The organism is Propionivibrio sp. (assembly GCF_016790145.1).
Classification (GTDB): domain Bacteria; phylum Pseudomonadota; class Gammaproteobacteria; order Burkholderiales; family Rhodocyclaceae; genus Propionivibrio.
In genome coordinates this window covers 11,530-35,198 of sequence record NZ_JAEUOI010000020.1, presented here as the reverse complement: position 1 = coordinate 35,198, position 23,669 = coordinate 11,530, and the positions used below count along the sequence as shown (strand labels likewise).

Genomic DNA, 23,669 nt, shown 5'->3' with positions numbered 1-23,669 from the left:
TAGGCCTTGGCCTCACCACCAAATTTCTTCGACAGGATCGTCGTGATCGCCGCCGTCAGCGTGGTCTTGCCATGGTCTACGTGACCAATCGTGCCGACGTTTACGTGCGGCTTCGTCCGTTCAAATTTTGCCTTAGCCATTGCCGGTACCTCTAAACGTTAGATGTTGAAAAAACCTTCGAACCATAAACCCTGGTGCCCATGGGCAGGATTGAACTGCCGACCTCTCCCTTACCAAGGGAGTGCTCTACCACTGAGCTACATGGGCATCCTGCTTGCAACACAAATCAAATTTCCAGACACGGAGCGGGTGAAGGGAATCGAACCCTCGTCTTAAGCTTGGAAGGCTTCAGCTCTACCATTGAGCTACACCCGCGCATCCATTTACCCGCAGCACAACCAGTCAAAACCACATTCAGCGGCATTTTTGGTGGAGGGAGAAGGATTCGAACCTTCGAAGGCAGAGCCGTCAGATTTACAGTCTGATCCCGTTGACCGCTTGGGTATCCCTCCAACTCGCAACCGGAAATTTTGACGCGCCAGGCAAGGATTGTCAAACAGTTTTTTCGGATCGGGCCATAGTATAGCAGAAATCGTACCGACAATTTTCATATCTGATACTTTTTCCGATTGGATTTCAAACGCGTCAGCATGGCACGCGAATACAATGGGAAGCCCAACTTAGGAGCAAGGAATCTTGTCTGCCCTCCCCCCTGAATCCGGCACTGGCGCCGATCAGCAAGCGATCCCGCAGACCCGTGCGCATTTGCGCCAACTGACCTTGCAGTGCGCCGCAGCATTCACGGTGCTGTCACTGGCCTGGCCCTACTTCGTCCTGCGCAATGAAACCCTACCGTGGCCTGCAACCGCGCTGGCCATCGGTGCAATTGCCCTGCTGCTGGCCAGCCTCACACGCCAACCCTGGTGGTGGCGGCTGATCCATATGCTGTTCGCCCCTCTGGCCTGGGCTATTGCCGCGCTGTCGATTGCCCCCGGCTGGTTTTTGCTGGCTTTTATCCTGTTGTTGCTTGTTTATCGCGGTGCACTGACAGACCAGATACCGCTTTACCTATCCAGCAAGGATACGGCAGCCGCGCTTGCAGAACTCATGTCAGAGTGTCCGGGCAAACGCTTTCTCGACCTCGGGGCAGGCATCGGCAGTGTACTTCGCCCACTCGCCAGGGCGCTACCGGAGGCACAATTCACCGGGATCGAAAATGCCCCCGCCACCTGGCTGGCCGGCTACCTGTGCACTGCCGGTCTGCCAAACTGCTCTTGGCACTGGGGAGACATCTGGCGCACCAGCCTCACGGAGTACGATCTCGTTTACGCCTTTCTCTCCCCGGCTCCGATGCCCGCGCTATGGGAAAAGGTCAAGCTTGAGATGCCCTCGGGGAGTCTGTTCATCAGCAACAACTTCCCCGTTCCAGGGGTTGAAGCCAGCAGCGTTGTAGAGATTGATGACGCGAGGCAAACCCGGCTTTACTGCTACCGACGCTGACCGGGTCAACGGGAGCCTTCTGCGATTGCTGGCAACGATCGACAATTCCTGATGGCACTGATGTATTCAGACAGGAAAGTCCACCCTGATCAGGGTGTAACTTTCGGTAACATGTTATTTGACCATCGTGGCCAATGAAAATGGGGTTATGATTGATCTTCACCTGACATCATTCTTGGTGTCAGAAACATCCAGCAGTTAAGTTTTACGTTAAGATGAAATCATTTCAAGGACTGGAGTTACGACATGGCGAACAGCACTGCTTCAAACAACCCGATGGACTTCGCCCAAAACCTCTGGGAAAAAATGGGCTTTTCGCTGCCGGGCATGGTCACCCCGACTTTCGACGTTGACGAACTTGAAAAACGGCTGGTCGATCTCAAGACAGTCGAAAGCTGGCTCAAGATGAACCTGTCGATGTTGCAGATGACCATCAAGACGCTTGAGATGCAATGCTCCACCCTCAATGCCGTCCGCCAAATCAGCAACATCAAGCCTGATCAGGTCATGGCTTCAGCACTCCCGTTTGCCAAGGCGCCCGCTGAAACCGGCGACAACGACAGCACGGCCGACCCTTTACAGTCTGCCATGTGGCCGTGGGCGCTGATGCAGAAGATACAGACACAAATGCAAGAGGCCATGGAGAAACAAGCTGCTGCGCTGACCTCGACAGACACAACGAGCGCCAAAGACGACAAATAATCGGGCAGATGATTGATGGCTTAGCCCGTCGCCAGCGGGTTTTTTGCTGTTTGTCTCGACCACCATGCAAGCGATTTTGCAGGATAGCACCCCTGTAAGATCTTAAGCTCTTGCCTCGCCCGGAACTGCTTCGTGGCGGCACAGTACGTGTTTACGAACGAGGCTCGCAACGCTCCAGCCATGTTGCGTCCATTTCGATCAACTCGCCCTTTTTCAGTGCCTGGTCGAGAAAGTAGCCGCGAAACAGCCAGCCGGCGGTTCCATGCTGATTCGACCACGGCGTTTCCCATTCCTCGACGGCGACACGGATGCGCAGCACAGCCACTTCACCCACATCGGCATCATTCTCGACACAAGGCGTAGCCGCCGCAATTCGCACCCAGTCCTCGCGCGTATAGGCCGACACCTGCTTGCCGATTTTCGGGCAACGACCCGCCAACCGGCGCTCGTGACTAATATCGGCAATCGAACCTTTCAACCAGTACGTCGGCGTCTTGAATACCACGCCAAGACCACCTTCGCGGAACATCACGCAATCGCCCGGCTTGGGACCGGATGAAGTGGACAGCGCTGACGGTACTTCATCGGCCGAGGCAGAGAAGGCCATAACCAGCGCGCACTGAAAAAACAGCACAGACAGTCTCATGGCCGTCCTGCCTGAGAGGCTTTGAATCGGGACTCCTCCCCTCCCGACAGCCCAAACTCAGTACTCAATGATCAACCAGCCTCACCGAGCGCTTGCAGGCCGATGGTACCAACCAGACCGGCACGATACTCCGCGGAACCGACACGGACCCGCTCACCCTGGGCCTGTTCGCGACGCGCCGCAAGCCCAAGGCGATTCGCTACCCCGGCATTGTCTGGGTTGTCGAGAAACTCGTAAAGCGAAGCCACAACCCGCTTCAGGCGAGCCTCGTCACTGCGCTGTTTGGTATCCAGACGGGCTGCGTACCAGTCACTGGCAAGCACGCTTTCGCGCGTGAACATCTCACGCAACTCCGGCGATTCCAGCCCATGACCTTGTTCGGTTCGTCCATGCGCCATGATTTCAAGCAAGGCTCTTAACGGTGGGCAGGCCATCGAAATACTGCCATCGGTGAAATAGCTTTCGGCAACGCGCTGATGCGTCGAGACGATATTGGCCACCCCATCGGCAAAAATGCCCATGTCCTGTAACTCGGGGCGCAGCATTTCATCGGTAAACACCGCGTGTGGATGCAGAAATATCCGGCCAAAGAAAGTGCTGGCAAAACGTGCCGTCATCCGGTAGCCGAGCCGGCTGGAGAGAACGGGCTGGCCGCCGTGCTCGAAATCGGCAACGCGCTCGAGCGCGCCGATGGCGATCAGGTTTTGCGCGCTGCGCTCGCTCGGGCTCATGCGTGAAAAAACCTCGGGTACCAGCAGACTGACATCGTGATCGACGCGTACGTTCGGCCCGACGTAGCCGGCACAGGAAACCCAGCCGTCGTAACCGGTGAGTGCGTAAGAGACGAAGGCGGCATTCAGGTCAATGATTGCCGGGAGCGCATTGAACGGCCCCTTGGTCAGCGCGCCTTCGGAACCCGCACCCGTCGTTGACGGTGACTTTCCGGTCATCGAGCTGATGAACTCCATGAACAGTTCGGGTAACTCCATGTAGTGCAGCGGGTTGTACGGACAAAGCGGCCGGATACCATCGTCCGGAGGATTGTTGCGCCGCCCGGCAGCGACCACATGCACCGGTGTAATCAGCGGCTCGGCGCTTGACTGCCTGCGAAACAGGCGCATTGCCAGGTCTGCGGTGACTTTGTCTTGTGGGCGCGCGATATCGGGACGCAACTGGAGATAGCGAGGGTTCTTCGTCGGCTTGCCGTCGACCAGGCGCGAGTGTGCCGATGAAACGAAATACTTTGGCGACGAACCCTCGGGCGCCTCGGCAGCGGCCTGAATCAATTGCTGCATGGGGGTAGTATAGGCACTGAAACCAATGGAATCATCAACCAGTTCACGCGCATCTGCACCTTCAAGCGGCTCGAAGTTGGAGATAAAGGTACCGGGCGTCGCAATATCGGCTTCAGCCTGGCGATCATAGCCGCGGTGCACGGCGTCATCCGGCCTCTGGAACAGACGACGCTCGCAGTTTTGCACAAATTTCCGGGAAAACGCCCCTGGCTCACCGGCAACCTGCCCGGCCGGAGCGACCACGCTGGCCGTGATGTCGTCTTCGGTCTGCACCTTGATGGCCGGATGGAAGTCATGGCGCAAACCGAACACGCGCCAGGAGCCATCTTTCTCGAAACCGACACGTAGGGTATTGACAATCAGCGTGCTGCCTCTCAGCTTCAGCGCATATCCCGGACGACCGTTGATCAGATCGACCGAATAGTGGCTTCGCCAGTCGTCGCCCCACTCCGCCCGATGGAAACGCTTGACCACGAAGACAAGCTCCTTGATGTGTTGCGGTATGGCGCGCAGCCAGGTGTTGTAATCCTCGTTGTAATCGCGGCTGGACGGTGTCAGCAGCTTGATGACGCTTCCCATCGAGCGTTCGCTGCTCAGGATAAGGCGATGATCGATACCGCACTTCTCGGGATCACTGAAGCGATCGGAAAAATCGCGAGCAAGAATGGCGGCAACCGCATCCATATCCTTATCAAGGTCGGCCACATAAACATAACCGACGAGAATCGCATCCGAAATCGCCTTCGATATCTCCGATTTGCCCCCACCGGAAACGGTAGCCGGCTTGTGGCAAACCGTCACTTCTGCCGATGTTCCGACGAGGTTCCAAAGACGAGGATTGGCACTCAATGGCTCCATATGCATCCGGTAGCCATTGGGTCCCAGGTAGGTTTTCCCCGCCTGCAGCCTGATCGAGGATGTCTTGCCATCAGGCGTCGTCCATGAGACGTTTTGCGAACGCAGACTGAATGTCGATTTCTCCGGCACCAGAACGATGTGCGAGTGCATGCGATCAAGCGCATGCCCTGCGGGTTGAAGGGCAAAGCGCTCGGAATCGCGCGCCAGCACCTCCTGCAGCGAGTAGCTATCGCCAGCCGTCAGATCGGTGTACTCCAGCCCTTCGTTGTAACTCGGAAAAACCAGCGCCCCGCCGGAATGCTCTTCTTCGGCTGAGCCGAAGAGATTCGCCGAATAGCTGATCTGCGTCTTCACTTCCTTCTTGCAGTAACCGAAATAATTGTCAGCGATGATTGTCACAATCACCCCGCGTGCATCTCGCGCGCACAACTTGAATGCGCTTCCCCCGTTATACAGCTCGCTTTCGCTCTTGTAGCACATGCCGTCGCGGCGTTGCAGCGGCGTCGCGGCATCCCAGTGCGGGAGACCGAGCAGGTGCTTGGGCACATGCGTCAGGTGCGGCGCCAGAATCACGCAACCGGTGTGCCCTGTCCAGCTATCGGGATCGAGCGAGGCATCGTTTTCCGGCAAGTAAGGATCGCCGGCATTGCCAAAAATACTTTCAACGAAATCGAGATTGGCCACCAGCGCCCCGGGAACGAAGAAGCGGGTTTCCAGGCGCTTTTCCGTAGTAAAGCCGGGAACGGCAGGCACCACCAAGGGGCGCAGCAGCAGTGAGACGAAACACTTGGCCGGCACCTTCTCACAGGCAGTAAATGGCAACTGCAACGATTCGTCCGGCGGCGTGAGCGCCAAGGCAAGCAGCCGGGAAAATGCCACCTTCGGCACGGCCAGCTTGTCGTCGGGGATCGGCAAACCGCCTTCAACGAGGTGAAACACTCCAGCCGTGGTGCGACGATCACTGGCCGGATTGTGCAGCACGCCGTTGCGCAGACGATAGCTGCTGAGCAGGGGCGACTTAAAAAAGTCGCCGTGGGCCGGCAGCGACAGGCCGCGCGCCAGACCGGGCTGATCGAGCACCAGGGTACGGCCCGGCAGATGGGGTGCGGGGCCAACATCCGCCAGATACTCCTTCAGAAAATTCTGAATCCGCGTATCGGTCGGGCACAGCCGATCGCTAAGCCGGCGACTCTGCTCCCGCTGGCGTGCGAGAATTGGCGCCATCAGGCCGGTCAACGACGCGCCATCGGCGCCGGTGGCGAGCGGCAGACCGAGCAGCGCGAGGCGCAGGTTGATCGCGGCGTTCAGGTCTTCGGGTGCAATGGCGGAAGGAGCTTCTGCGGTGTTGACAATGGCATCCATATGTGTACTCATGAAGGGGTCGGAACACAATCAGTATATAGGCGCAAATACAACAAGCCGGCGCCTCGCAAACACTGACTGACACTTGAAGCGGCCAGGATTAACTGGAAGGCAACGTCGGCTTAGAGCATGCAAACTGCGATAATGTTCCCATGATCAGAGATTTACATGACAATTACGTGACAGACACTCCCCTGGTACACGAAGATCAGGGAGAATTGTCGCTCCACTTCGGGTTTCCGACCATCCAGAGCCGCATGCTCAAGGCCGACCCGGCACGGCTGGTACTCGACTATACGCGCACCATGATGGGATTCCTGCTTTTTCAGCCACGGCCTGAACGTATCGCCATGATCGGCCTTGGTGGGGGCTCGCTGGCCAAGTACTGTCGCCTCAAGCTACCCGACAGCGACTTCACCGCAATTGAAATCTCCCCCGAAGTCATCGCGCTACGAAAGGCGTTCGCCGTTCCGGAGGACGGTAGCCGTTTCCGGATTGTCTGTGCCGATGGCGCAGATTTCATGCGTCGTAAAATCGAAACCTTCGATGTCCTCCTGCTCGATGGATTTGATAGCGGCGGGCAACCGGGGCAACTATGCACTTCGGCATTTTACGATCACTGCCATGCCGCCTTGCGCGCGGGGGGAATATTCGTCGTTAACCTGTGTGCCGATGATCCCGCCTGTAGCAGCCATATCGCCAGAATCGACGAATCGTTTTACGGTAAAACACTCGTCGTCGAAGCGGATGAGGGCGAAAACAAAATTGTCTTTTCCTGCAAGGGTGCAAGCTTTCCGCCAACGTTCAAGGAGTTGACCGAGCGCTTGCGCGCACTCGAAGCGGCGCACCCGGTTGAGCTCGAAAGGACGGCACAGAAAATCCTCCGCCGTGAGCAAGCGCGACGTGGGGGGCGCAAAAGACGCCGCTGACCAGGCGCGCCTTTATCTTCTCCTGTCTGCACGCCAGGGAAGCGGTTTGCGCCGGATCGCTGCTGTTCTGGATCAACTTGCCCCTGGCATTTCGCCTTGATTCCGTGGCCTCTGCGCAGCGCGCTCCAGACCGGTGTCAATGCCCGTCCTGGATCGTTCCCAGACGCGCGAGGTCCTGATTCTCCTGCCAGCCACGCCGCTCAGGATTCGACAGCACATAGTCCCGGCTTTCCTCCGCTGTCTGTTCCTGGAAGGTTTCGATCATCCTGCACAAATAGTTCAGGTAGGGCAGCATCGTTCCGAAGAAAAGCACCCACTGCCGGCGCTGAACGAACAATGTCGGAAAATTCTCGATGTCCAGGTCACCCATTTCGTCGGCATGCTCTTCAATATCCAGCCAGCGAAACCGGGTACCCGGAAACTGCGCCGCCAGCGCATTGAAACCCGCCTTGTAATCACGGCAGGTACCGCACCATTCGGCGCACAGACAGATCACCAGAAACTCTTCGGATGCCTGATCATCTCCTGTCGTGACGGCTTGTTGATGTAAGCTCATGAAGCGACCTGACATATCTCGATGAAATGCTCGCCGTCTCGCCCAAATCACAAGGACGACACGGGCCGTTATCAAGCGCTGAAGACCGGATAATCCGTATAGCCTTCAGGCCCAGGGGTATAGAACGTGTCAGGATTGGGCGTGTTCAGCGGCGCGCCGACCTTGATGCGGGCCGGCAGGTCGGGATTGGCCAGGAAACCGGTACCGAAGGTAACGGCGTCAACTTTCCCTTCGGCAACGGCGCTGGCGGCCTCGTCGCCGGTGTAGCCCATATTGCCAATCAGCACCCCCCGGTAATGTGCGCGGACAGGCGTCATGACATCACCGCTTTGCTGCTGGAAGAAATCACCACGCATGACATGAAGATAGGCCAGATCGAACGCGTTGAGCCGTTCGGCAAGCCAGGTGGATAAACCGATCGGGTCGCTGTCGATCATGCTGTTGTAACTGTTGAGCGGCGAAATACGCAGTCCGACCCGATCGCTGCCCCACACGCCACTGACGGCTTCGATCACTTCAAACATCAGCCGCGCGCGGTTTTCTAAAGAGCCCCCGTAAGGGCCAACCCGCTTGTTTGCCCCGTCGCGCAAAAACTCATCGAGCAGATAGCCGTTGGCGCCATGCACTTCAACACCGTCGAAACCCGCCGCCTGTGCATTCTCTGCCGCTTTTTTGAAGCCATTGACAATGCCCGGCAGTTCTTCATCGCGCAACTCATGCGGGACGACATAAGGCTTCTTGCCCTCGGGAGTACGAACCTCGTCACCGCTAATGGCTATCGGGCTCGGCGCTACCGGCTGTGCGCCGGCGTTGAGCAGCGGATGACAGGCACGCCCGCCATGCCAGATCTGCAGGAAGATCCGGCCACCGGCCGCATGCACGGCATCGGTGGTCAGCTTCCAGCCCGCGACCTGGGCGGGTGAGTAGATTCCGGGCTCCATCCAGAACGACGAGTTGCCTGCCATCGCCATGGTCGCCTCTGCAATGATCAGACCGGCACTGGCGCGCTGGGCGTAGTATTCGGCCATCATGGCATTCGGATCGTGTTCGACGCCGGCCCGGCATCGGGTCAGCGGCGCCATGAAAATGCGATTCGGCACCGTCAGCGCCCCGACTTTGAGCGGGTTGAATAGCGTGGTCATAGACTTTGATCTCCTGAGATTTGGCGAACGACATAGTAACGCAAATGGCGGGCTTGAGAATCAAGGCAAATGAGCAGCGCCACTGAGCGACGAGCCCGTGCCGGCATGAGCGGAGCCGCAGCGACTTAAGCCGTACAATGGCGCCTGGCTACCAGAGCACACCCCGCCATGAGCAAAGGTTTCTGCTGTATCGGACTTTTCAACCCCAAGACGCCTGAAAACGTCGGTTCGGTGCTGCGTGCCGCCGGCTGCTATGGCGTCAATACGGTTTTCTATACCGGTGTTCGTTATGATCGTGCCAAAGAGTTCGTCACCGACACCAAGAAAGTTCACCAGAAAATTCCGCTGATCGGCATTGAAGACCTGAAGCAGGTCATCCCGCTCGGCTGCACGCCGGTGGCCATTGAGCTGGTCAAGGGCGCCAGGCCGCTACCCGAATACACCCATCCCGAGCGAGCGTTTTACATTTTCGGCCCGGAAGACGGAACGCTCGACAAATCGGTTCGTGCCTGGTGTACCGATGTCGTGTATATCCCCACCGTGGGCTGCATGAATCTCGCCGCAACGGTCAACGTCGTACTCTACGACCGCCTGGCGAAAACACTCAGGCTGGAATAGCCGGCAATACAGTAATAATGTTTCAGGGCATGGAGCGCAGCGTGGGGCACCAAAAGGCGTAGCATCCTGTCGACCGATTGAAGGACTTGTCAGCCAACAGGGCTGCGCCAAACATAGACATGCGGGCCTTCGTGTTTTGTTTCCCACCAGCATTCAAGCTCGGCGAAGCCGGCAATGAGCTGTGCCGCGACTTCCTCCGGGGTATAGGACCGCTTCAGAGTGTAAAGAGTCTCCGCCCAGGGTTTGCTAATCTGGAACCAGGTACGTATTGAACCGCCGCGCCAGCGTTGCAGCCTGCCTTTAACAGGGCAATGCTGCGGCTCCAGAAACTCTGCACCAATTTTTTTGCCGAAATATTCGCAGCCGTCGGAAGGGGCCTCGCCAAAATTCACTACGAAGCGAGGGCGATGGGATTTGTCCCACTGAATTTCAAAGACCTGAAGCATGTTTCCATTCGTGCGGCGAAACGGAACAAACAGCGATGAAGCCTTCCCACGAACAAAACCACGTTCCAGAGCGAACGGATAGAACGAGGCTTTGATAGCATCTCGAAGTGGCGTGGCGCGGCTCATTCTTGTTGACTACGTTCAAGCTCAGGAACGCTGCGCAGCTTCATCGCGCAGCGTTCCTTGGGGCGCAGTGTCGGGCGTAACCTGAGGGTGCGAACTGCCTTTGGAAACGAACCAGCGGAGAACCTTGACCCACAATGACCACTTCCGGACATTCGGGGACTCGCCAAGCGAGGCTTGCGCCAATGCAAGTGAATCTTCAAGCAAAGCGTCGTGCAAGGGGCGGAAAACAAGCGGCCAGGAAATGATGGCCGGGCCTTGGGTGGTCATTTCCAGCGTGTGCCGCAAGATGCAGCTTTGCGCAGAGTGGTTGAGCACTTCGTACCCGTGATAGCCATTGAAGCCTCGCGGCCCGGTGAAACGGAACCTGATACTTCGGCCGGGTGTATAGGCCTCGACGAAGTATCTAACCGGGCCGTGGCCACCGACGGCCCCGACACTCAGGATACGGTCGAATTCCATGCGAGGCCATGCCTGCTTTGGCCACAGTACATCCTCGCGCGAGGACAAGGAATCAATGAGCGCGCCAACCCGTTCAGTCGGCACGTCCAATTTGCGTTCATGTATGTTGAGAACATTCATGGGTGAGGCTCGTATTGTGGCGCCCAAGGTGAACGTCACCGGCCGAGTTCGGCAGACGCGGAGTCCGTGATGACCACCGGGTTATGCCGCGATTTCGATGTACTCAACTTGACTGGACGGCAAGGGGACAAGGCTTCCGTCTTCTCGCAATCCATCGATATGAAACACGATGGCTTCACGAATTTCAGCCTCGACCTGCCGGATGCTGGTACCTGTGGCGATGCATCCCGGCAAGTCAGGGACATAAGCAGAGTAATTTGATCCAGCTTTTTCAATTACGACGGCGTAACGCATAGCGACCTCATTTCTTCAACCCGGACTGCTTCATGATGCTGTTCAATGTCCCTGGAGCAACATCGTCGCTTGGCTTACACGGTACCGTAACCCGACCGGGCTTCTGCGGATGTTTGTATTGCCGATGGCTGCCTCGTGTCGCTACCAGAAACCAGCCATCCGCTTGAAGCATACGCAGAATGTCACTGATTTTCATTCGTGAAGAATATCAGCTTGCACAGTGGCAAACAATACTCCGATCCGATGGTCAGCGGCATCACGCTTTGATTCACCGGCGGCGCGTGGCTTCATCACGCAACGTCGGGTGGAATGATGGAATGGGCAGCATTGCTGTCACCGATGCGATTGGGGAACGACACTTCCAACACAACACACCCGACGTCGGTCTTGAACGGGCCGTGAACTTCTCCGGGGGGCCGACTGGCGTAATGTCCGGCGTCAAGCCACAGGTCAAACGCCTGGTCGTAGAGGCGACCACTGACGATGAATACCTCTTCCGGGTAGGGATGAGTTTTGCCGCCGAATGCTGTTGTATTGGCCCCGGGAAGGAAGCGGGTCAATCTTGTGTATTCACCGGTTACGTCATCAACGCTCAGTGTCAGTTCTTCGGTTATTCCTTCCATTCCCTTAATGGATATCCAGCGCTCCCGATTGTCCGGACTCAGGGTATTCCAATAGGTCGTGGTGGACTTGGTCATGTAAGGCTCCGCTAATTGGATGGGGGTGACGCATATGCACGACTCGTGTCAGACACACTTCGCTCGGCGACTACTCCGGAGCCTGAAGCATCGGCGTAATTGCTGCCTGTATCAATGCAGCCAACCTCAATCTTCCAGTCCCCTCTGCGCAGGGTTTCTGTTCTGGCTATCGAGTCACTTGCCTTCGATCTGTTCATAAACCGCTGTCGCAACGCGCGCCAGTTCGACTTTGTCGATACTCGCCGACAGCGCGTAACCGAACTTGCCGTCGATCCAGTAAAAGACATTGACCTTGCCTTCCTGGGCGAAGCGGAAGGCGGTTTCCTGGTTGCCGACGTTTTCGGTGGACACGTAGAGCGTCAGCCGTTGCCCGCTGGCATCGTGATACATGAACTGGGCTACGGGGCCGATGTTTCCGGGCAACAGGCGGCCACCGATCAGTTCGTAACCGAGGGTGCCGAGCCTGGGCGGGCGTACCGGCGTACCCATGCGTTTGGAGAGCCAGGCGACGAGCTGCTCTTCATTTTCGGCACTGACTTCGACCGGGCGACGCACATCGGGGCTGAACACCGCGTGCGCCACTGCCGCCTGCCGTGCGAATGTTGAAATTCTGGCCACGCCCTGCGCCGATTGGTACTGGCTGTGCGCCAGCCAGCCGGCCGCGCCGCCGACCAGCGCGACCAGGAAACCGGCAGCAATACGCTGCAGCGACCAGCGGGCCAGGAGTGAGCGGTGTGGGCGTTCGACCGCTGCCACGCGCGGCGGCGATGACAGCGCGCGCAAATGTTCCGGCAGCGGCTCGTCAAGCACCGGGTTGAACAAGACCCTGAGCGCCTGAGCCTGCGCCTGATAGTCGCGCACCCGTTCCGCCGCATCCGGCTGGGTGGCGAGATGGCTTTCAACTTCTGCACGCCGCGCCTCGGGCAACGCCGCGTCGACATAGGCGTGCAGATCGGATTCGGTGACTGGTAATTTGCTCATCGCACGAGCTTCAGCCTGGTGGCGGGTAGCTGGCCATCCATGATCTTGCGCAACCCTTCCCGCCCGCGCGACAGGCGGGACATGACAGTACCGATGGGGATGCCCTGCGCCGCAGCAATATCCGCGTAGCTCATTTCTTCCAGCGCAACCAGCAGTAACACTTCGCGCTGTTCATCGGGAAGCAGGCGCAGAGCCGATTCGAGATCTCGAACCTCGCGCTCGTCGGTCTGCGTGGGCCGCGTCGACAACTCGAAATCATCCGCATCGATGGAATCCGTTGACAGCACGGGCCGGCGCAGTTGATCGACGCGCAGGTTGTGCATGATGCCGAACAGCCAGGCGCGCAGGTCGCTGCCGGCACGCCACTGGTGAAACCTGAACCAGGCCCGTTCGAGTGTGTCCTGCACCAGATCGTCAGCCGCCGCACGATCGCCGAGCAACGCCCGCGCATACCGGCGCAGGCGAGGGATCTCGGCCAGGATCGTGCGGCTGTCCACGCGGCGACTTAGGGCTTGGCGAGGCGCCAGACGTTATTGAAACCATCACCCGTCTTGTCGCCCGGCTTCTGGTCCTTGGCCCAGTAGTAGAGTGGCTTGCCCCTGAAGGCCCATTGTTTTTTTCCGTCATCGCGCGTGATGATAGAGTAATCGCCGCTCGCGGTATCGCCACTCATCGCCAGCAGCGGCGGCCAGTTGGCAGCACACCCGTCATTGCAGACGCTTTTGCCGCTGCCGGCGGCATCCTTGTCGAAGATATACAGGGACATGCCGTTGCTGCCGGTGAGCACGCCATTTGACACCATGGCCGGGTCGGCGGCGAGGGCTTGATAGCTTGCGCCGGCTACGAGCAGGGCAAGCAGGAATTTATGTATTTTCATGAGGGTCTCCGTTGATGTTAAGGGGTACTACAAGTGAATTAACGGGAAAAGGGACGCAATTATTCCAGCCTGCGCAAATTATATTTTTCGGCTGGCGAGCACAAAATGCGAAATCATCGGCGATGAAGCTCAGCCGACCCGCAAGATTGTCATGCACAGGCACTCTTTCGCGTCCGTGGCCAATGGGCGCTTGAGCCATGGGCTCTTTCGCCTATGGGGCATACACCGGGATCCAGGCGTTCTCCAGCCGTGCTTTCTGGATTCCGGCTTTCGCCGGAATGACGGCGAAGACTGGCCTCACGCCACGAGTTTGACCGGATGGCCAAGGAAACGCCGAATACGCCGTCGCACCGGCGCACCCCAGGAGTATTTCCTTCGGGGCGGAAGCCGGTGTCCAGTGACTTGACATTTCCTGAATCCGGCTTGCGCCGGAATGACGGTTTGACACGTGTTCAGCGGCTCCCTGATCAGCAAATGCGTAATGAGTACGGTCAAACAGGCACTACTCCGTAAGTTCGACAGAACCCGTTTTAACCCATGCCCTGTAAATCCGCAGCGCGACATGGGCATCGTTGGCCGCGTAAAGTATCTGCCGCTCGCTCAGATTCGGTGCTGCCCAGTTGCTGGTGCTGGTTTTTTTGGACTTCTGAAACTTCTGGGCAAAGAAATGCGCCACCGCCACCTTGGCGCCAACGGTGCCGCGATGCCCCGGCCCGCGCAGAACCTCGCCCATGTCGAGCAGCTTGTTGATCTCGATATCCAACCGGGACTGCAAGGCACTTCGGTCATTGCCGAGGCCAAAACCAACTTTCAGTACCAGGGGCGACTCCAGAATGGTTTTCAACGCCTTGCTGCCGTGCTGTCGGGAAATCTGGAACAGATAGACGCGGGATTCGCTCGCCAACTGGACAAGATGCGGGCCGGTCGACGTCTCGCCTTTCAGGAATGTCGGCTTCGACTCGGTATCGAACCCGATTTCACCGGCATTCATCAGCGTATCGAAAGCTTCGTCGGCGAGCGCTTCCGAATCGACCAGCCGCACATCGGCAAGCGCAATGCCGTGATAGACCGGCAGTTCAGCCGTTCTCAGCGAGGCTCTGCTCATCACCACGTTGCTCAATTCAAGACCCTGCCATTCTGGCTCCAAAGCCGATGCGCCAACCCCGGCGCGTTGCGTGCTGGCCTACGATCAGGTCAAGGCCGTGATCATCTCACACCGGCCGGCCTTTGGCGGGTTAAAACTTGGGGGTGACAGTGCGATCAACACCCGGTGTTCAATTCTGTCCGGATTCAGCCCTTTGATTCAGTCGATAAGTGCGGGCGGCGTGTCAAAAGAAGTCGATTGATCCGGGGAGGCCTCAACGCTCGGCCTCCCCCGAAAGCACTCAGTACGGCGGGTTGATCACCACGTACTGCGAGCCCTGCGGCTGATACCAGGTACTGCCGCACTGCTGGTAGATCATGCCGCCGTAATTGACCGGGACACAGCCGGCGGGAACGGTACGCACCATCGAACCGACGACGGCGGAGGTGACGACAGCCGCGGCCGTGACCGCGGCCGCCGTTGCGACCGGATGGTAGTCATTGTCCCAGCCGCCGCCACAGCAACCGCCACGATTGTTATTGACATTGACATTGACGTTCTTGTTGGCGTTGATGTTGGTGTTCCGGTTGTTGACGTTGTTCACGCTGGTACTGCGCACATTGTTGGCGCGCACGTCGCGGTTGCTGTTGTTGACCTGCCGGTTGCCGCCGCCACCTGCGTGCGCACCCCCACCACCGGCCCGCGCTCCGCCACCACCGCCACCGCGCGCCTCAGCGACCGGCGCCATGGCGAAGCTGGCCAGAACGAGAACCGTCAGGGGGGAGAGGATCAGTTTGCTGAATGATTTTTTCATTTTGGCGCTCCTTTACTTTTTTTCCAGCGAACGAAGTTCGACTGCGCTCGCGCCCTTGGGCGGCGTGAATTTGAAAACGGTGTCCTTGAAGCTTGGCTTCAGGTTCCAGTCGATCAACGAGACCGATTGCGGGCGTGCGTCGTCGGTGCGATTGGTGATCACCAGCTTGCGTGGCAGCGGCTTGCTGCCGGTGGTGATCCAGATCTGCCAGTCGACGTCGCCCTGGCGGAAGGCGTAATGGTCACAGAGGTCTTTGCCGATGAAATCCTGCCCGGCATTCATCGCCGAATCGATCTTGTCGAGCGGCGCCGCCGGGGTACCCCAGAGGAACAGGTCGGACAAGGGTATTTCAACGCCGTAGCGTTGTTCCAGCTTGCTGACCAGTTCGCCGAGGTTGCCGGTGAACTCGACGGTGGAGTAGGCCTTTTGCGCCGGGATAAAGATCGTGGCCAGCTTGCCGTCGTAGAAGATTTCGCGTTCGGCACGGGCGCTGAACATGCGGGCACGCAGCCTGTTCGGTCGATGGACGTCGAGGTCTGCCGACGCCGAATGCTGCAGCTTCTGGCCATCGGCCAGAACGCGCTCGCCGGTAAGTTCGGTCGCCACACTAAAACGCACCAGGGTCTGCAGATGGGCGCCCATGTCCTTGAGCGCCTGGATCGAGTCGGGATTGACCGCATTCGCCACCGACTGGGCAGTGCTCGCCGGTGCGGTTTGTGCCGTCTGGGCATGAAGGCCGGGTGCCGCGAGCGACAGGGCCATTAGGGCTGAAGCGATTTTCTTGTAGGTCACGTTAATCTCCTGGGTGAAAAAGCAAGGTTTCGGGGGAACGATGCATGAGCATTCGCGTTGAGCCAAAGTAGGCATACCACTTTAGCTCTGCAAGTCAATGACATTCTAATCGAATGACTGCCCCACGATCTTCTGATTATTTTTGCGCCCATTCGCGGCGGGCGTCAATTTGTTCGTGGTGTTAGTACTGCTCTGACTGCACTGCACAGTCGAAGCGCAAGCCACTTGAGGCTTCACCGCGACCCACGCGTTTTTTCCTGCCGACCCATAACCAGGCCCGGCCATCCGCCGTGCGTGCATAGTTGAAGCGGCGCTCGACAACGGCACCGGCGCGCGGCACTTCGGCTTCTTCGATGAGCAAAGAATCCAGGCTGATGCTACCCTGGGGCGATGCCCTGAGCAGTCGACCACGCGGATGGAAGATGAAGACCTGTACATCCTGTTCGTCGACCGGTAGTTCCGGGTCGAAGGGAACGACCTCGACGAAGTCCGGCGACTCACGCAGGCGTTCGATGAATTCTGCATAGCCGTCGATGGCCGCCATGGCCGCATCGTCGACGCGATAGAAGCGTTCCATTCCGGCGCGTTGTAGCAACAGCGATACCGAGAGATCGGCCGCCGATTTGCGCACCGGGATCAGTGGCAGCCAGTGGCTCGGAACTGGCGTCATCAGGCGGTAGAACTGCGTGGCGTCGGTGCCAGTCACGGTGGGTTGCTGGCGGATGCTGTAGCGCTGGTCTTCCAGGGCACGGTCAAGCGGTTCACCGCTGACGCCCTGCACGCGCTTTTCGATGGCCCAGGCCAGATTGGCCATTTCGTCGCGCACCAGAACCACCTCTTCCAGCGGATCGCCTTCCAGCGTGTCGGAAAGCGGCGGCGGGACGAACAGCCACTGGGCATCTGCCGGGCCATTGGGCGACGTCAGCCCCTGCAGCCGCCAGTTCAGACCACGATCGGCCGTGATCGGATTGACGATGGTTTGCCGACCGAAGGTATCGGTCACGGCGAAGTCCATTACCCGGTACAGACCGCCGGCCTTGACCCGAGCCGGCACAAGGAACCAGTCGTTGCCATGCACCAGCGCATATTCCGCAACCATCATGCGTACCAGATCGAGCGGGCCGGCCTGCAGGCGGGCAAAATTGACCTGGCCGTCCTCGAATTCCCAGAAGCGGCTGGCGGGCATGCCGGCATACTGGATCTGGGCCGGAACGGATTGGCGCGGCTTGATATCGTCCAGCGCCTCGCCAGCGGAGTTGGGCAGCGCGCCTTCCGGCAGGCCGACCTTGAGGTCGAAATCGTGCCAGTCGATGTGGCCGTCGATGTATTCATCCGAGTCCAGGATCTGGCTTTGTCCATTGGCGCCGACGGCTACTTCGAAAGCGTATTCCTGCCGGCGGGGCAGCCAGGCGGACTTGGTTTCGGGCTCGAAGATGTAATCAGCCATCCAGGCCAGCCAGTTGGCCAGCACCGGCGCGGCATCCATGGCCAGCCCCCGATCGGTGAGCGCTGGCGGCAGGGCGAGCAGGGCGCCATTCGCATCGGTGTTCTTGCGCAGATCCGTGGCCAGGGCTTGGGCGTCGATGCAGCGGTCGGCGAGAAGCAGGTGCCAGAGGGCGCCTGCCGGATCGCTCAGCGGGTCGTCCGGCATTGTTTCCTTGTCCTTGTAGCCGGGATAGGCTGCCCGGGCCGCATCGGCAATGTCGCCACGGCCCGCGCCGCTGGCCAGGCGCACCAGCATCTGCCCGGCCTCCGCGTTGGCGCGCGGATGGAAACCTTCGGCCAGCAGCGGTTCCGCCTCGACCATCGCTTCCAGCGGCGCGTCGCCGGCGGCGAAAGGGCGAAAGGCGGCCGCATCGGGCTTGAGCCCTGGGCCATAGCCGATGACCGGCGTGCCGCCAATGGAATAACTGGCCTGCACCGGCCAACCTGCATCTTCGCCGTCGAACTCGCCAAACTGCCACTGGCGGGCGAGCATCCAAAGCGGGTCGGCAATCCTGGCGGACAGGCCTTCGTCGTAGGTTTCACCGATCGGGTCGACCTCCAGCCGGAAGTACGTAGGCATTTCAAACTGGACATATCCAAGAAGGTCAGCGATCGCGACCCTTTCGGCAAACTGTTTCTTGAGTTGCAGCATGGTGGGCTCCTCAGCTTTCCTGGCTGGCGATCAATGAGAAAAAGCGAACCACCAAGTCACCAAGTTCACAAAGAATCACCAAGAAAAACTTGAAGTTAACTTGGTGCACCTTGGTGAACTTGGCGACTTGGTGGTGAAGGTTCTTCAAGCATTTCTCCTTGATTGACGACTAAACCTGTCCGATGGCCATCTTCTTGCTGTTGCTGCCGATGCTGGCCACGGCATAAGCAGATTTGGACATGGCCGAAATGCTTAGTCCAGGCACCAGCGCTGACTTGACGTCGGGAATGATATTCAGCGGCAGCGCCAGGCTGACCGGGCCCGCCAGCTGGTTGGGGGTCACTGCGCGCAATTTGGCCAGCGCAATGCTTTCCTCCACCGTGGCCAGGACCTCGGCAAACGTCCAGTGGGCCATTTGCGGACGTGGCGGAATGGCCAGCAGAATAGCCTGCGGCGGCCTTGCGTTGGGGGCGTCGTAATGGAAAGCGACGGCGGCGGTGCTGGTGTGCGTGGGCACGGTTTCCGCCCAGTCGTCGCAAACCAGCCCGGCGAGGGCAGTGTCATCCTTGATCGTCTCAGGCAGCGGCGCCGGTGCGTGCAGGGCCACGGCCAGATCAGGACGGCGGCGACTGCCGGCCAGGATGTCGGTCTTCGCCACATCGCCGAGCGGGGCGTCCGGCCAGGCTTCGGGCAGCGCTGCCCAGACGGCTTCGCTGTTGGCTGGCGACTGAACCACAGCAAAGCAGTCGTCGGCGTACGTGCCGGCGAGCATCTCGCGGGCCAGCAGGAGCGATTGAAGTCTTTCGGCACCGCCGCGCACCTTGGCCATCTTGGGCAGCCAGCCGGCAACGACCGATGGGCGTCCGGCGGTGAGCGTCTTCTGATTTGCGAGGCAGCTCTGCACCGACGCGGCGCGGTCGCCGAGGGAGAACGTCGGAACGACCGGGAAGTCACGGCCGAAGACCGTTTTCAGGGTGTCGATGGCGGACTGGACGACGGTGGCCGGCTTCGCTCCAGGCGCCGATGCTGCGTTGCGCTGGGCCTGCAGGGCTTGGCCACGGGCCGCCATGTCGCCACGCGCGGCACTGGCGCGGCGGCGCAGTGCGGCCATGGCAGCTGCTGCATCGGCAAAGGTGCGGTGATCTTCGCTTTCGGCACCGAGAACGGCGAAGGGGCGCAAGGTGGCGAGGGCGGCCTCAGTCGCATCGACGTCGAGCGGGGTGACGTCGTCGGCGGGGAGCAGGTCTAGAAAAGCCTGTGCCAGCTTGCCGAAGGCGCTTGCGGCGGCGATGGCGCGGGTGTCGAGATCGGCGGCATCGGCGCCAGGGTAGTCGCCCTCGATATTCTGCCGGTCGAACTTGGGTTCGATGACCGCCAGGTCGCTGCGCAACGCCGGCCGGGACTGGGTGACCAGCCGACGGGCCAGAGCCAGAAGGCATTCCAGGTGCAGCAGACCATTGCCTTTGCCGCTGGCCGGCGTTTCTTCGATGTGCACAAAAGCACTGTCACCAACCCGTTGCCTGGCCATGGTGCTGAATACCTCGGCGAGGCGCAGGCGCAAGCGGCTCATTTCAGCGACCACCGGTTTGCTCGGATCCGGAGGCGTGAGCTTGTCGGCCGCGCCGGTACGTACATCGGTGCGCCCGGCCCCAGGCGACTCCAGTGCCATGAGCAGCGCCAGCGGCGAGAGACCCAGATCGGCCGGGGTGACTTCCAGCGGATCGTTTTCCAGCACGTCGCCCTGGAAGATACGGGCGCGCAGCGTGAAATTCCGGGGGTCGCCGATCAACTGAGCCAGCCAGGCGTTCACCCGCGGTTCGGCCAGCGCAACGGCGTCTTCCGTCCAGCCGGCGGGCGGCGCAGCGTCATTGAGCATGAGCACCACGCGCTGGGTGTAGGTCAGACCGTCGCGCGGGCTGTTCGGCATCTGCGGCTCGACCGGGGTGGTCTGCTTGTCGAGCACCGAGAGTGCGGCCGCGGCGCGTTCGACGTTGCCCTGGGCGATCTGGTAGACGGCTTCGGCGACGGACAGATCGGCCACGGCGTCCCATAGCCGGTCGATGTCGGTGAGCAAAGAGGTGATCTTCTTCCGATGCTCATGATCAGCGCCGAGAAGGGCCAGCTTCGGAACTTGCAGCGATATCTGTTCTGGTGACTGTTCAAGCAGCTTGACGCCATCGACCACGTCGCGCGCGGCGACGACTTCCTTCGGCTGGTCGCTGGCTTTGCCCTGGGCGTCCACATTGACCGGGCGCAGCGGGAATACCACGCGGAAATCGAGGATGTACTGGCCAAGCAGGGCGTCATGCAGACCGCGCTCGAAGCGGTAGCCGAGCAGCGCGGCCAGCGTCTGGCCTTGGGCCAGTCCTTCGAAAATCGCCTTGCCGGCGCGCACCCGTTGCGAGGAGAGGTCGAGATCGAAGGCGGCCTTGGCCGCCGCGTCGTTGGACTGGAAGGCGCTACGCAGAATGGCGGCCGCGGCGGCATGGCGCATCGACGGCATCAGCATGTGGCCGGCGCTTTCGCTGTGGCCGGCGTGATCAGGCTTCAAACCTTCGACATAGCCCCAGGCACCGACGTGCAGGCCGGTGCGAATGGCGGGTTCGCCGTTCTCGTCGGTGGTAGTGCGCAGTTCCGCCAGCCGGCGCGTGGCCAGCGAGGTGTACCAAGCGTCGAGCCGCCAGTCGAACAGGTCGAGCGTGGTGCGCAAGGACCAGTTGAGTTCGCCGACGCTACGGTTGGCGAGCTTGCCAAGGCTGGTCACTACAGTGGCCAGGTCGCGCGCGTGGCGAGTCGTGCGGTAACGCCACTGTTCATGGAGTTTCGCCTTGCCGACCTCGTGCCACTGGGGCAGCGCCACATCCGGGCTGGCCGCGGCCCGTGCCGCCTGGCCGAGCGCAAAGGTGGTGACGCTTTCCTTGCCGGTAATGCCGGGCAGGCGAACGCGGCTCAGCTCGCCGGCGTGGGTCAGGGTGAAGGATTGTTCGTCCTCGACCGGGTTCTCGATACCAATGCTGAGCGGCGCACGGAAGGAGCGCCTGGGCTGTTTGGGGTCCTGGCCCGGAACCACCGCATTGACCAGCCCGACGCTGGCGCGGTCGGCTTCGAGGTCGACGGAATAGGCCAGCAGGCCAGCCAGCAGCGAAGGCGCCTTGCGCAGTTCGGCCTTTCCGTCCTTGATATTGTTTCCGGGTTTGACGGCGGCAGCCAGTTGCTCGATGTAGTTGGCGTCCTTGGGCAGAAACGAGTCCGCCGCCGCTTCACGGCTCTTGATTTCCGCATCGGCTTGAACCCAGGCCATGGCGCGCGGCAGGGTATTGGTGTCCGGCTTTACGGCGAGGGTGTGGATGGCCAGCGCGTTCAGTTTGGCGACGGTGGCTGATGACTCACCGTGCAGAATCGCCAGCGCCTTGAGAAAGACGCTGCCGGCACTGGCGCGCAGATCGGACTGGAACTTGCCAACGGCCTTTATTACGTCGGAGTCCTGCGCGGGGCTGACTTCACGATAGCTGGCTGTTTGCGCCCACGGTCCTTGGCGCAGGAGAAGGTTGGTGGTGGCCGGCGAGCCGTCAAAGCGCTTGACGCCGCCGATGGCTTCCGTCCAGCTCGGGCGCAGCAGGTTGAGAATGCCGGCCAGGCCGTTTTCAAACGCCGACGCGGACTGATAGCTGCCAGCGGCCAGTACGGGCAGGATGGCGTAGGGCTGGCGGTCGATGCGCACGGGTTGCAGCGGCCCGGCCGGGCGCACGAAGCGCACGACGTGCTGGCGCAGGTCGTCGAGGGCGTCATCGCCCGCTTGCTCCCCCTGCGCCGGACTCCAGTACTTGTCCAGATAGTCGCCGGCCAGGCCGAGGTACAGTGCGTTGGCCATGTGACCGGCCAGGGCAGGCTCGTCGAGATGGGCGTTGGCCAGGGTCTCGCCGGATAGATCGGCGGGGGCAATGCCGAAGGCCGTGCGCAGGGCCTCGATGGCCCGCGTGCCGGGCGCCGGGGCGGTGGCCGGCGCGGCCGAGCGCTGGCCGTCGCGGTCGAAGGCCGGGGAATGCCCGGAGCTTTCGGCCGCCACGTTGTTGGTCGGCGTGCCGACAGGCAGGAAAGCCATGCCGCCGGAAGTCGTGTGTGTTTCAAAGAGGGCCCCAATGCCGGCGGCGGCGTCCTGCGGGCTCAGCGTCCAGTCGATGCCGATGACCAGCAGCCTTTCGACACCCTCGTTCAAGTTGTAACCATTGACCAGCACGTCGGCGCCACGGATGGTGATCGCCATGCCCTGCTTTTCGGCCTTGGCATAGTCGGCGAGCCAGGCAGCCTCGCCGGCAAAGGGCGGTTCGGCGTCCTCCGGCGGCGGCGGATCGCCGGGGCCGATGACCGGCGACATGGGCAGCACGTCGGGCACCACGCTGCCGAATTTGCGGAACACCGTCTGTCCGCCACGGGCATAGCCGATGGCGCAGAAACGGTCGGGAAGCATGACGGCCACCGGCTGCGACGAGAGGCGTGACGCCAGTTCCACGCCTTCCGGGAAGGCGGGCGGATCGGCGGGAACGCCGGGCCGTTCGAGTAGACTGGCATTGTCCGGGCGCAGGGAGCGCACCACGTAAGCCGCGCGCGGCGCGCGCAGGGCACGCACCAGCTCGGCCCACAGGGCTTCGGGGCGCTGCTGGCGCATGCGGAACTGCTCGTCGCTTTCGAAGGCCGGGTCGGCTTCGTCCTCGATACGCGGCGGCCGGGCATCCCAGCCGGCCTGCCAGTAGGCGCGACCCGCGGCCTGCTCGCTCTCCGTCAGTCCGGCGGCGTGACGCTGGACGTTGCAGGCATCGGGATAGACGCGAATCTGCAGGACAAGCGGATTGGTGTCATAGCGGGTTTCCAGGCGCACCGGGAACAGGCTGATCGGCAAGTCGCCTTCCAGGCTGTTGAAGAGTTCGATCGCCTTGGCCTGGTCAGCAGCCGTTGCGGCGGACTGCTCGGCCAGCGCCGCCAGCAACCCGGAACGGTCGGCGCGCAGGCCGTGGTAGCGCTGCACCGCCTGATCCATTGACTGCTGGGCTTCGGCCAGCGCTTGTGCGCCAGCGCCGGCGGCGTTCAGCGCATCGCGGCGGCGCTTGGCCTGGTCAGCGGCATAGGTGGCCTGCGCCAGTTGAGCATCGATCGCCTGACGCTCGGCGCGCAGGGACTGGATAGCCTGGAATGATTCGGGACGCGGCATGGTCGGCCTCTGTGCGTTGGGATTTCA

23 protein-coding genes and 3 tRNA genes are annotated in these 23,669 nt (G+C 60.6%); 4 read left to right on the top strand and 22 right to left on the bottom strand.

Going from position 1 to position 23,669, the window contains the following annotated elements; translation table 11 throughout:
- The 4 genes from JNM42_RS02375 to JNM42_RS02360 form a co-directional block, all read right to left on the bottom strand.
- The coding region (locus JNM42_RS02375; protein ID WP_294265589.1) for a GTP-binding protein at positions 1-140 on the bottom strand (140 nt) is incomplete at its 3' end.
- Between the two features lie 52 nt (positions 141-192).
- Positions 193-267, bottom strand: a tRNA-Thr gene (locus JNM42_RS02370).
- A 37-nt stretch (positions 268-304) separates the two neighbouring features.
- A tRNA-Gly gene (locus tag JNM42_RS02365) sits at positions 305-375 on the bottom strand.
- A gap of 52 nt (positions 376-427) precedes the next feature.
- A tRNA-Tyr gene (locus JNM42_RS02360) sits at positions 428-512 on the bottom strand.
- 184 nt (positions 513-696) lie between these two features.
- Between JNM42_RS02360 and JNM42_RS02355 the strand changes: the two genes are divergently transcribed.
- On the top strand, positions 697-1,500 hold the full coding sequence (locus tag JNM42_RS02355; RefSeq protein WP_294265586.1) for a class I SAM-dependent methyltransferase: 804 nt from the start codon (positions 697-699) through the stop codon (positions 1,498-1,500).
- Positions 1,501-1,746: 246 nt separating this feature from the next.
- On the top strand, positions 1,747-2,202 hold the full coding sequence (locus JNM42_RS02350) for a PhaM family polyhydroxyalkanoate granule multifunctional regulatory protein (RefSeq protein WP_294265583.1): 456 nt from the start codon (positions 1,747-1,749) through the stop codon (positions 2,200-2,202).
- A gap of 151 nt (positions 2,203-2,353) precedes the next feature.
- Here the strand turns inward: JNM42_RS02350 and JNM42_RS02345 are convergent, their stop codons facing one another.
- The gene (locus JNM42_RS02345; RefSeq protein WP_294265581.1) at positions 2,354-2,848 is read right to left on the bottom strand and encodes a hypothetical protein; all 495 of its coding nucleotides are present in this window, start codon (positions 2,846-2,848) and stop codon (positions 2,354-2,356) included.
- Positions 2,849-2,919: 71 nt separating this feature from the next.
- Positions 2,920-6,375 carry a hypothetical protein gene (locus tag JNM42_RS02340; protein ID WP_294265578.1) on the bottom strand — a complete coding sequence of 1,152 codons (3,456 nt, stop codon included), beginning with the start codon at positions 6,373-6,375 and terminating at the stop codon, positions 2,920-2,922.
- A gap of 140 nt (positions 6,376-6,515) precedes the next feature.
- On the opposite strand from JNM42_RS02340, the gene JNM42_RS02335 reads away from it, so the two are divergent.
- The gene (locus JNM42_RS02335) at positions 6,516-7,292 is read left to right on the top strand and encodes a fused MFS/spermidine synthase (RefSeq protein ID WP_294265576.1); all 777 of its coding nucleotides are present in this window, start codon (positions 6,516-6,518) and stop codon (positions 7,290-7,292) included.
- 136 nt (positions 7,293-7,428) lie between these two features.
- Here the strand turns inward: JNM42_RS02335 and JNM42_RS02330 are convergent, their stop codons facing one another.
- On the bottom strand, positions 7,429-7,848 hold the full coding sequence (locus tag JNM42_RS02330; protein WP_294265573.1) for a thioredoxin family protein: 420 nt from the start codon (positions 7,846-7,848) through the stop codon (positions 7,429-7,431).
- Positions 7,849-7,919: 71 nt separating this feature from the next.
- Positions 7,920-8,990, bottom strand: coding sequence for an alkene reductase (locus JNM42_RS02325; RefSeq protein ID WP_294265570.1), 1,071 nt, complete (start codon positions 8,988-8,990; stop codon positions 7,920-7,922).
- 168 nt (positions 8,991-9,158) lie between these two features.
- On the opposite strand from JNM42_RS02325, the gene JNM42_RS02320 reads away from it, so the two are divergent.
- Positions 9,159-9,608 (top strand): RNA methyltransferase, encoded by a 450-nt coding sequence (locus tag JNM42_RS02320; protein WP_294265567.1) that lies wholly within the window; start codon positions 9,159-9,161, stop codon positions 9,606-9,608.
- A gap of 89 nt (positions 9,609-9,697) precedes the next feature.
- Here JNM42_RS02320 and JNM42_RS02315 read toward each other — a convergent pair whose 3' ends face one another.
- The 14 genes from JNM42_RS02315 to JNM42_RS02250 all read right to left on the bottom strand — a co-directional run bounded on the left by JNM42_RS02315 (position 9,698) and on the right by JNM42_RS02250 (position 23,642).
- Positions 9,698-10,180: a DUF4304 domain-containing protein gene (locus tag JNM42_RS02315; protein WP_294265563.1), complete on the bottom strand. Its 483-nt coding sequence runs from the start codon at positions 10,178-10,180 to the stop codon at positions 9,698-9,700.
- A 21-nt stretch (positions 10,181-10,201) separates the two neighbouring features.
- The gene (locus tag JNM42_RS02310) at positions 10,202-10,759 is read right to left on the bottom strand and encodes a hypothetical protein (RefSeq protein WP_294265560.1); all 558 of its coding nucleotides are present in this window, start codon (positions 10,757-10,759) and stop codon (positions 10,202-10,204) included.
- An 81-nt stretch (positions 10,760-10,840) separates the two neighbouring features.
- Positions 10,841-11,053 carry a type II toxin-antitoxin system HicB family antitoxin gene (locus JNM42_RS02305; RefSeq protein WP_294265557.1) on the bottom strand — a complete coding sequence of 71 codons (213 nt, stop codon included), beginning with the start codon at positions 11,051-11,053 and terminating at the stop codon, positions 10,841-10,843.
- A gap of 7 nt (positions 11,054-11,060) precedes the next feature.
- Complete coding sequence (locus JNM42_RS02300; RefSeq protein WP_294265554.1) at positions 11,061-11,249, bottom strand: type II toxin-antitoxin system HicA family toxin; 189 nt, start codon at positions 11,247-11,249, stop codon at positions 11,061-11,063.
- Positions 11,250-11,343: 94 nt separating this feature from the next.
- Positions 11,344-11,751: a cupin domain-containing protein gene (locus tag JNM42_RS02295; RefSeq protein WP_294265549.1), complete on the bottom strand. Its 408-nt coding sequence runs from the start codon at positions 11,749-11,751 to the stop codon at positions 11,344-11,346.
- Between the two features lie 174 nt (positions 11,752-11,925).
- Positions 11,926-12,732 (bottom strand): anti-sigma factor, encoded by an 807-nt coding sequence (locus JNM42_RS02290; RefSeq protein ID WP_294265546.1) that lies wholly within the window; start codon positions 12,730-12,732, stop codon positions 11,926-11,928.
- Positions 12,729-13,229 carry a sigma-70 family RNA polymerase sigma factor gene (locus JNM42_RS02285; protein ID WP_294265543.1) on the bottom strand — a complete coding sequence of 167 codons (501 nt, stop codon included), beginning with the start codon at positions 13,227-13,229 and terminating at the stop codon, positions 12,729-12,731. Before JNM42_RS02285 ends, JNM42_RS02290 begins: the two co-directional genes overlap by 4 nt.
- Positions 13,230-13,237: 8 nt before the next feature.
- Positions 13,238-13,609, bottom strand: a complete 372-nt coding sequence (locus tag JNM42_RS02280) for a hypothetical protein (protein ID WP_294265539.1) — start codon at positions 13,607-13,609, stop codon at positions 13,238-13,240.
- Between the two features lie 502 nt (positions 13,610-14,111).
- On the bottom strand, positions 14,112-14,714 hold the full coding sequence (locus JNM42_RS02275) for a 3'-5' exonuclease (RefSeq protein WP_294265538.1): 603 nt from the start codon (positions 14,712-14,714) through the stop codon (positions 14,112-14,114).
- A 280-nt stretch (positions 14,715-14,994) separates the two neighbouring features.
- Positions 14,995-15,507, bottom strand: coding sequence for a hypothetical protein (locus JNM42_RS02270; protein ID WP_294265535.1), 513 nt, complete (start codon positions 15,505-15,507; stop codon positions 14,995-14,997).
- 12 nt (positions 15,508-15,519) lie between these two features.
- Entirely contained in the window at positions 15,520-16,299 is a 780-nt protein-coding gene (locus JNM42_RS02265; RefSeq protein ID WP_294265532.1) for a DUF2092 domain-containing protein, read from the bottom strand.
- A gap of 181 nt (positions 16,300-16,480) precedes the next feature.
- Positions 16,481-18,436 (bottom strand): hypothetical protein, encoded by a 1,956-nt coding sequence (locus JNM42_RS02260; protein ID WP_294265529.1) that lies wholly within the window; start codon positions 18,434-18,436, stop codon positions 16,481-16,483.
- Positions 18,437-18,446: 10 nt separating this feature from the next.
- Positions 18,447-18,584, bottom strand: coding sequence for a hypothetical protein (locus tag JNM42_RS02255; protein WP_294265526.1), 138 nt, complete (start codon positions 18,582-18,584; stop codon positions 18,447-18,449).
- Positions 18,585-18,605: 21 nt separating this feature from the next.
- Positions 18,606-23,642 carry a hypothetical protein gene (locus tag JNM42_RS02250; RefSeq protein WP_294265523.1) on the bottom strand — a complete coding sequence of 1,679 codons (5,037 nt, stop codon included), beginning with the start codon at positions 23,640-23,642 and terminating at the stop codon, positions 18,606-18,608.
- Between the last annotated feature and the right edge of the window lie 27 nt (positions 23,643-23,669).

Excerpts from the sequence above, each read along its gene's own strand:
- JNM42_RS02345 (WP_294265581.1), bottom strand. The coding sequence starts at position 2,848 with ATGAGACTGTCTGTGCTGTTTTTTCAGTGCGCGCTGGTTATGGCCTTC.
- JNM42_RS02260 (WP_294265529.1), bottom strand. The coding sequence starts at position 18,436 with ATGCTGCAACTCAAGAAACAGTTTGCCGAAAGGGTCGCGATCGCTGAC.
- JNM42_RS02280 (WP_294265539.1), bottom strand. The coding sequence starts at position 13,609 with ATGAAAATACATAAATTCCTGCTTGCCCTGCTCGTAGCCGGCGCAAGC.
- JNM42_RS02270 (WP_294265535.1), bottom strand. The coding sequence starts at position 15,507 with ATGAAAAAATCATTCAGCAAACTGATCCTCTCCCCCCTGACGGTTCTC.
- JNM42_RS02250 (WP_294265523.1), bottom strand. The coding sequence starts at position 23,642 with ATGCCGCGTCCCGAATCATTCCAGGCTATCCAGTCCCTGCGCGCCGAG.
- JNM42_RS02305 (WP_294265557.1), bottom strand. The coding sequence starts at position 11,053 with ATGCGTTACGCCGTCGTAATTGAAAAAGCTGGATCAAATTACTCTGCT.
- JNM42_RS02320 (WP_294265567.1), top strand. The coding sequence starts at position 9,159 with ATGAGCAAAGGTTTCTGCTGTATCGGACTTTTCAACCCCAAGACGCCT.
- JNM42_RS02295 (WP_294265549.1), bottom strand. The coding sequence starts at position 11,751 with ATGACCAAGTCCACCACGACCTATTGGAATACCCTGAGTCCGGACAAT.
- JNM42_RS02290 (WP_294265546.1), bottom strand. The coding sequence starts at position 12,732 with ATGAGCAAATTACCAGTCACCGAATCCGATCTGCACGCCTATGTCGAC.
- JNM42_RS02325 (WP_294265570.1), bottom strand. The coding sequence starts at position 8,990 with ATGACCACGCTATTCAACCCGCTCAAAGTCGGGGCGCTGACGGTGCCG.
- JNM42_RS02350 (WP_294265583.1), top strand. The coding sequence starts at position 1,747 with ATGGCGAACAGCACTGCTTCAAACAACCCGATGGACTTCGCCCAAAAC.
- JNM42_RS02275 (WP_294265538.1), bottom strand. The coding sequence starts at position 14,714 with ATGAGCAGAGCCTCGCTGAGAACGGCTGAACTGCCGGTCTATCACGGC.
- JNM42_RS02335 (WP_294265576.1), top strand. The coding sequence starts at position 6,516 with ATGATCAGAGATTTACATGACAATTACGTGACAGACACTCCCCTGGTA.
- JNM42_RS02310 (WP_294265560.1), bottom strand. The coding sequence starts at position 10,759 with ATGAATGTTCTCAACATACATGAACGCAAATTGGACGTGCCGACTGAA.
- JNM42_RS02315 (WP_294265563.1), bottom strand. The coding sequence starts at position 10,180 with ATGAGCCGCGCCACGCCACTTCGAGATGCTATCAAAGCCTCGTTCTAT.
- JNM42_RS02330 (WP_294265573.1), bottom strand. The coding sequence starts at position 7,848 with ATGAGCTTACATCAACAAGCCGTCACGACAGGAGATGATCAGGCATCC.
- JNM42_RS02300 (WP_294265554.1), bottom strand. The coding sequence starts at position 11,249 with ATGAAAATCAGTGACATTCTGCGTATGCTTCAAGCGGATGGCTGGTTT.
- JNM42_RS02340 (WP_294265578.1), bottom strand. The coding sequence starts at position 6,375 with ATGAGTACACATATGGATGCCATTGTCAACACCGCAGAAGCTCCTTCC.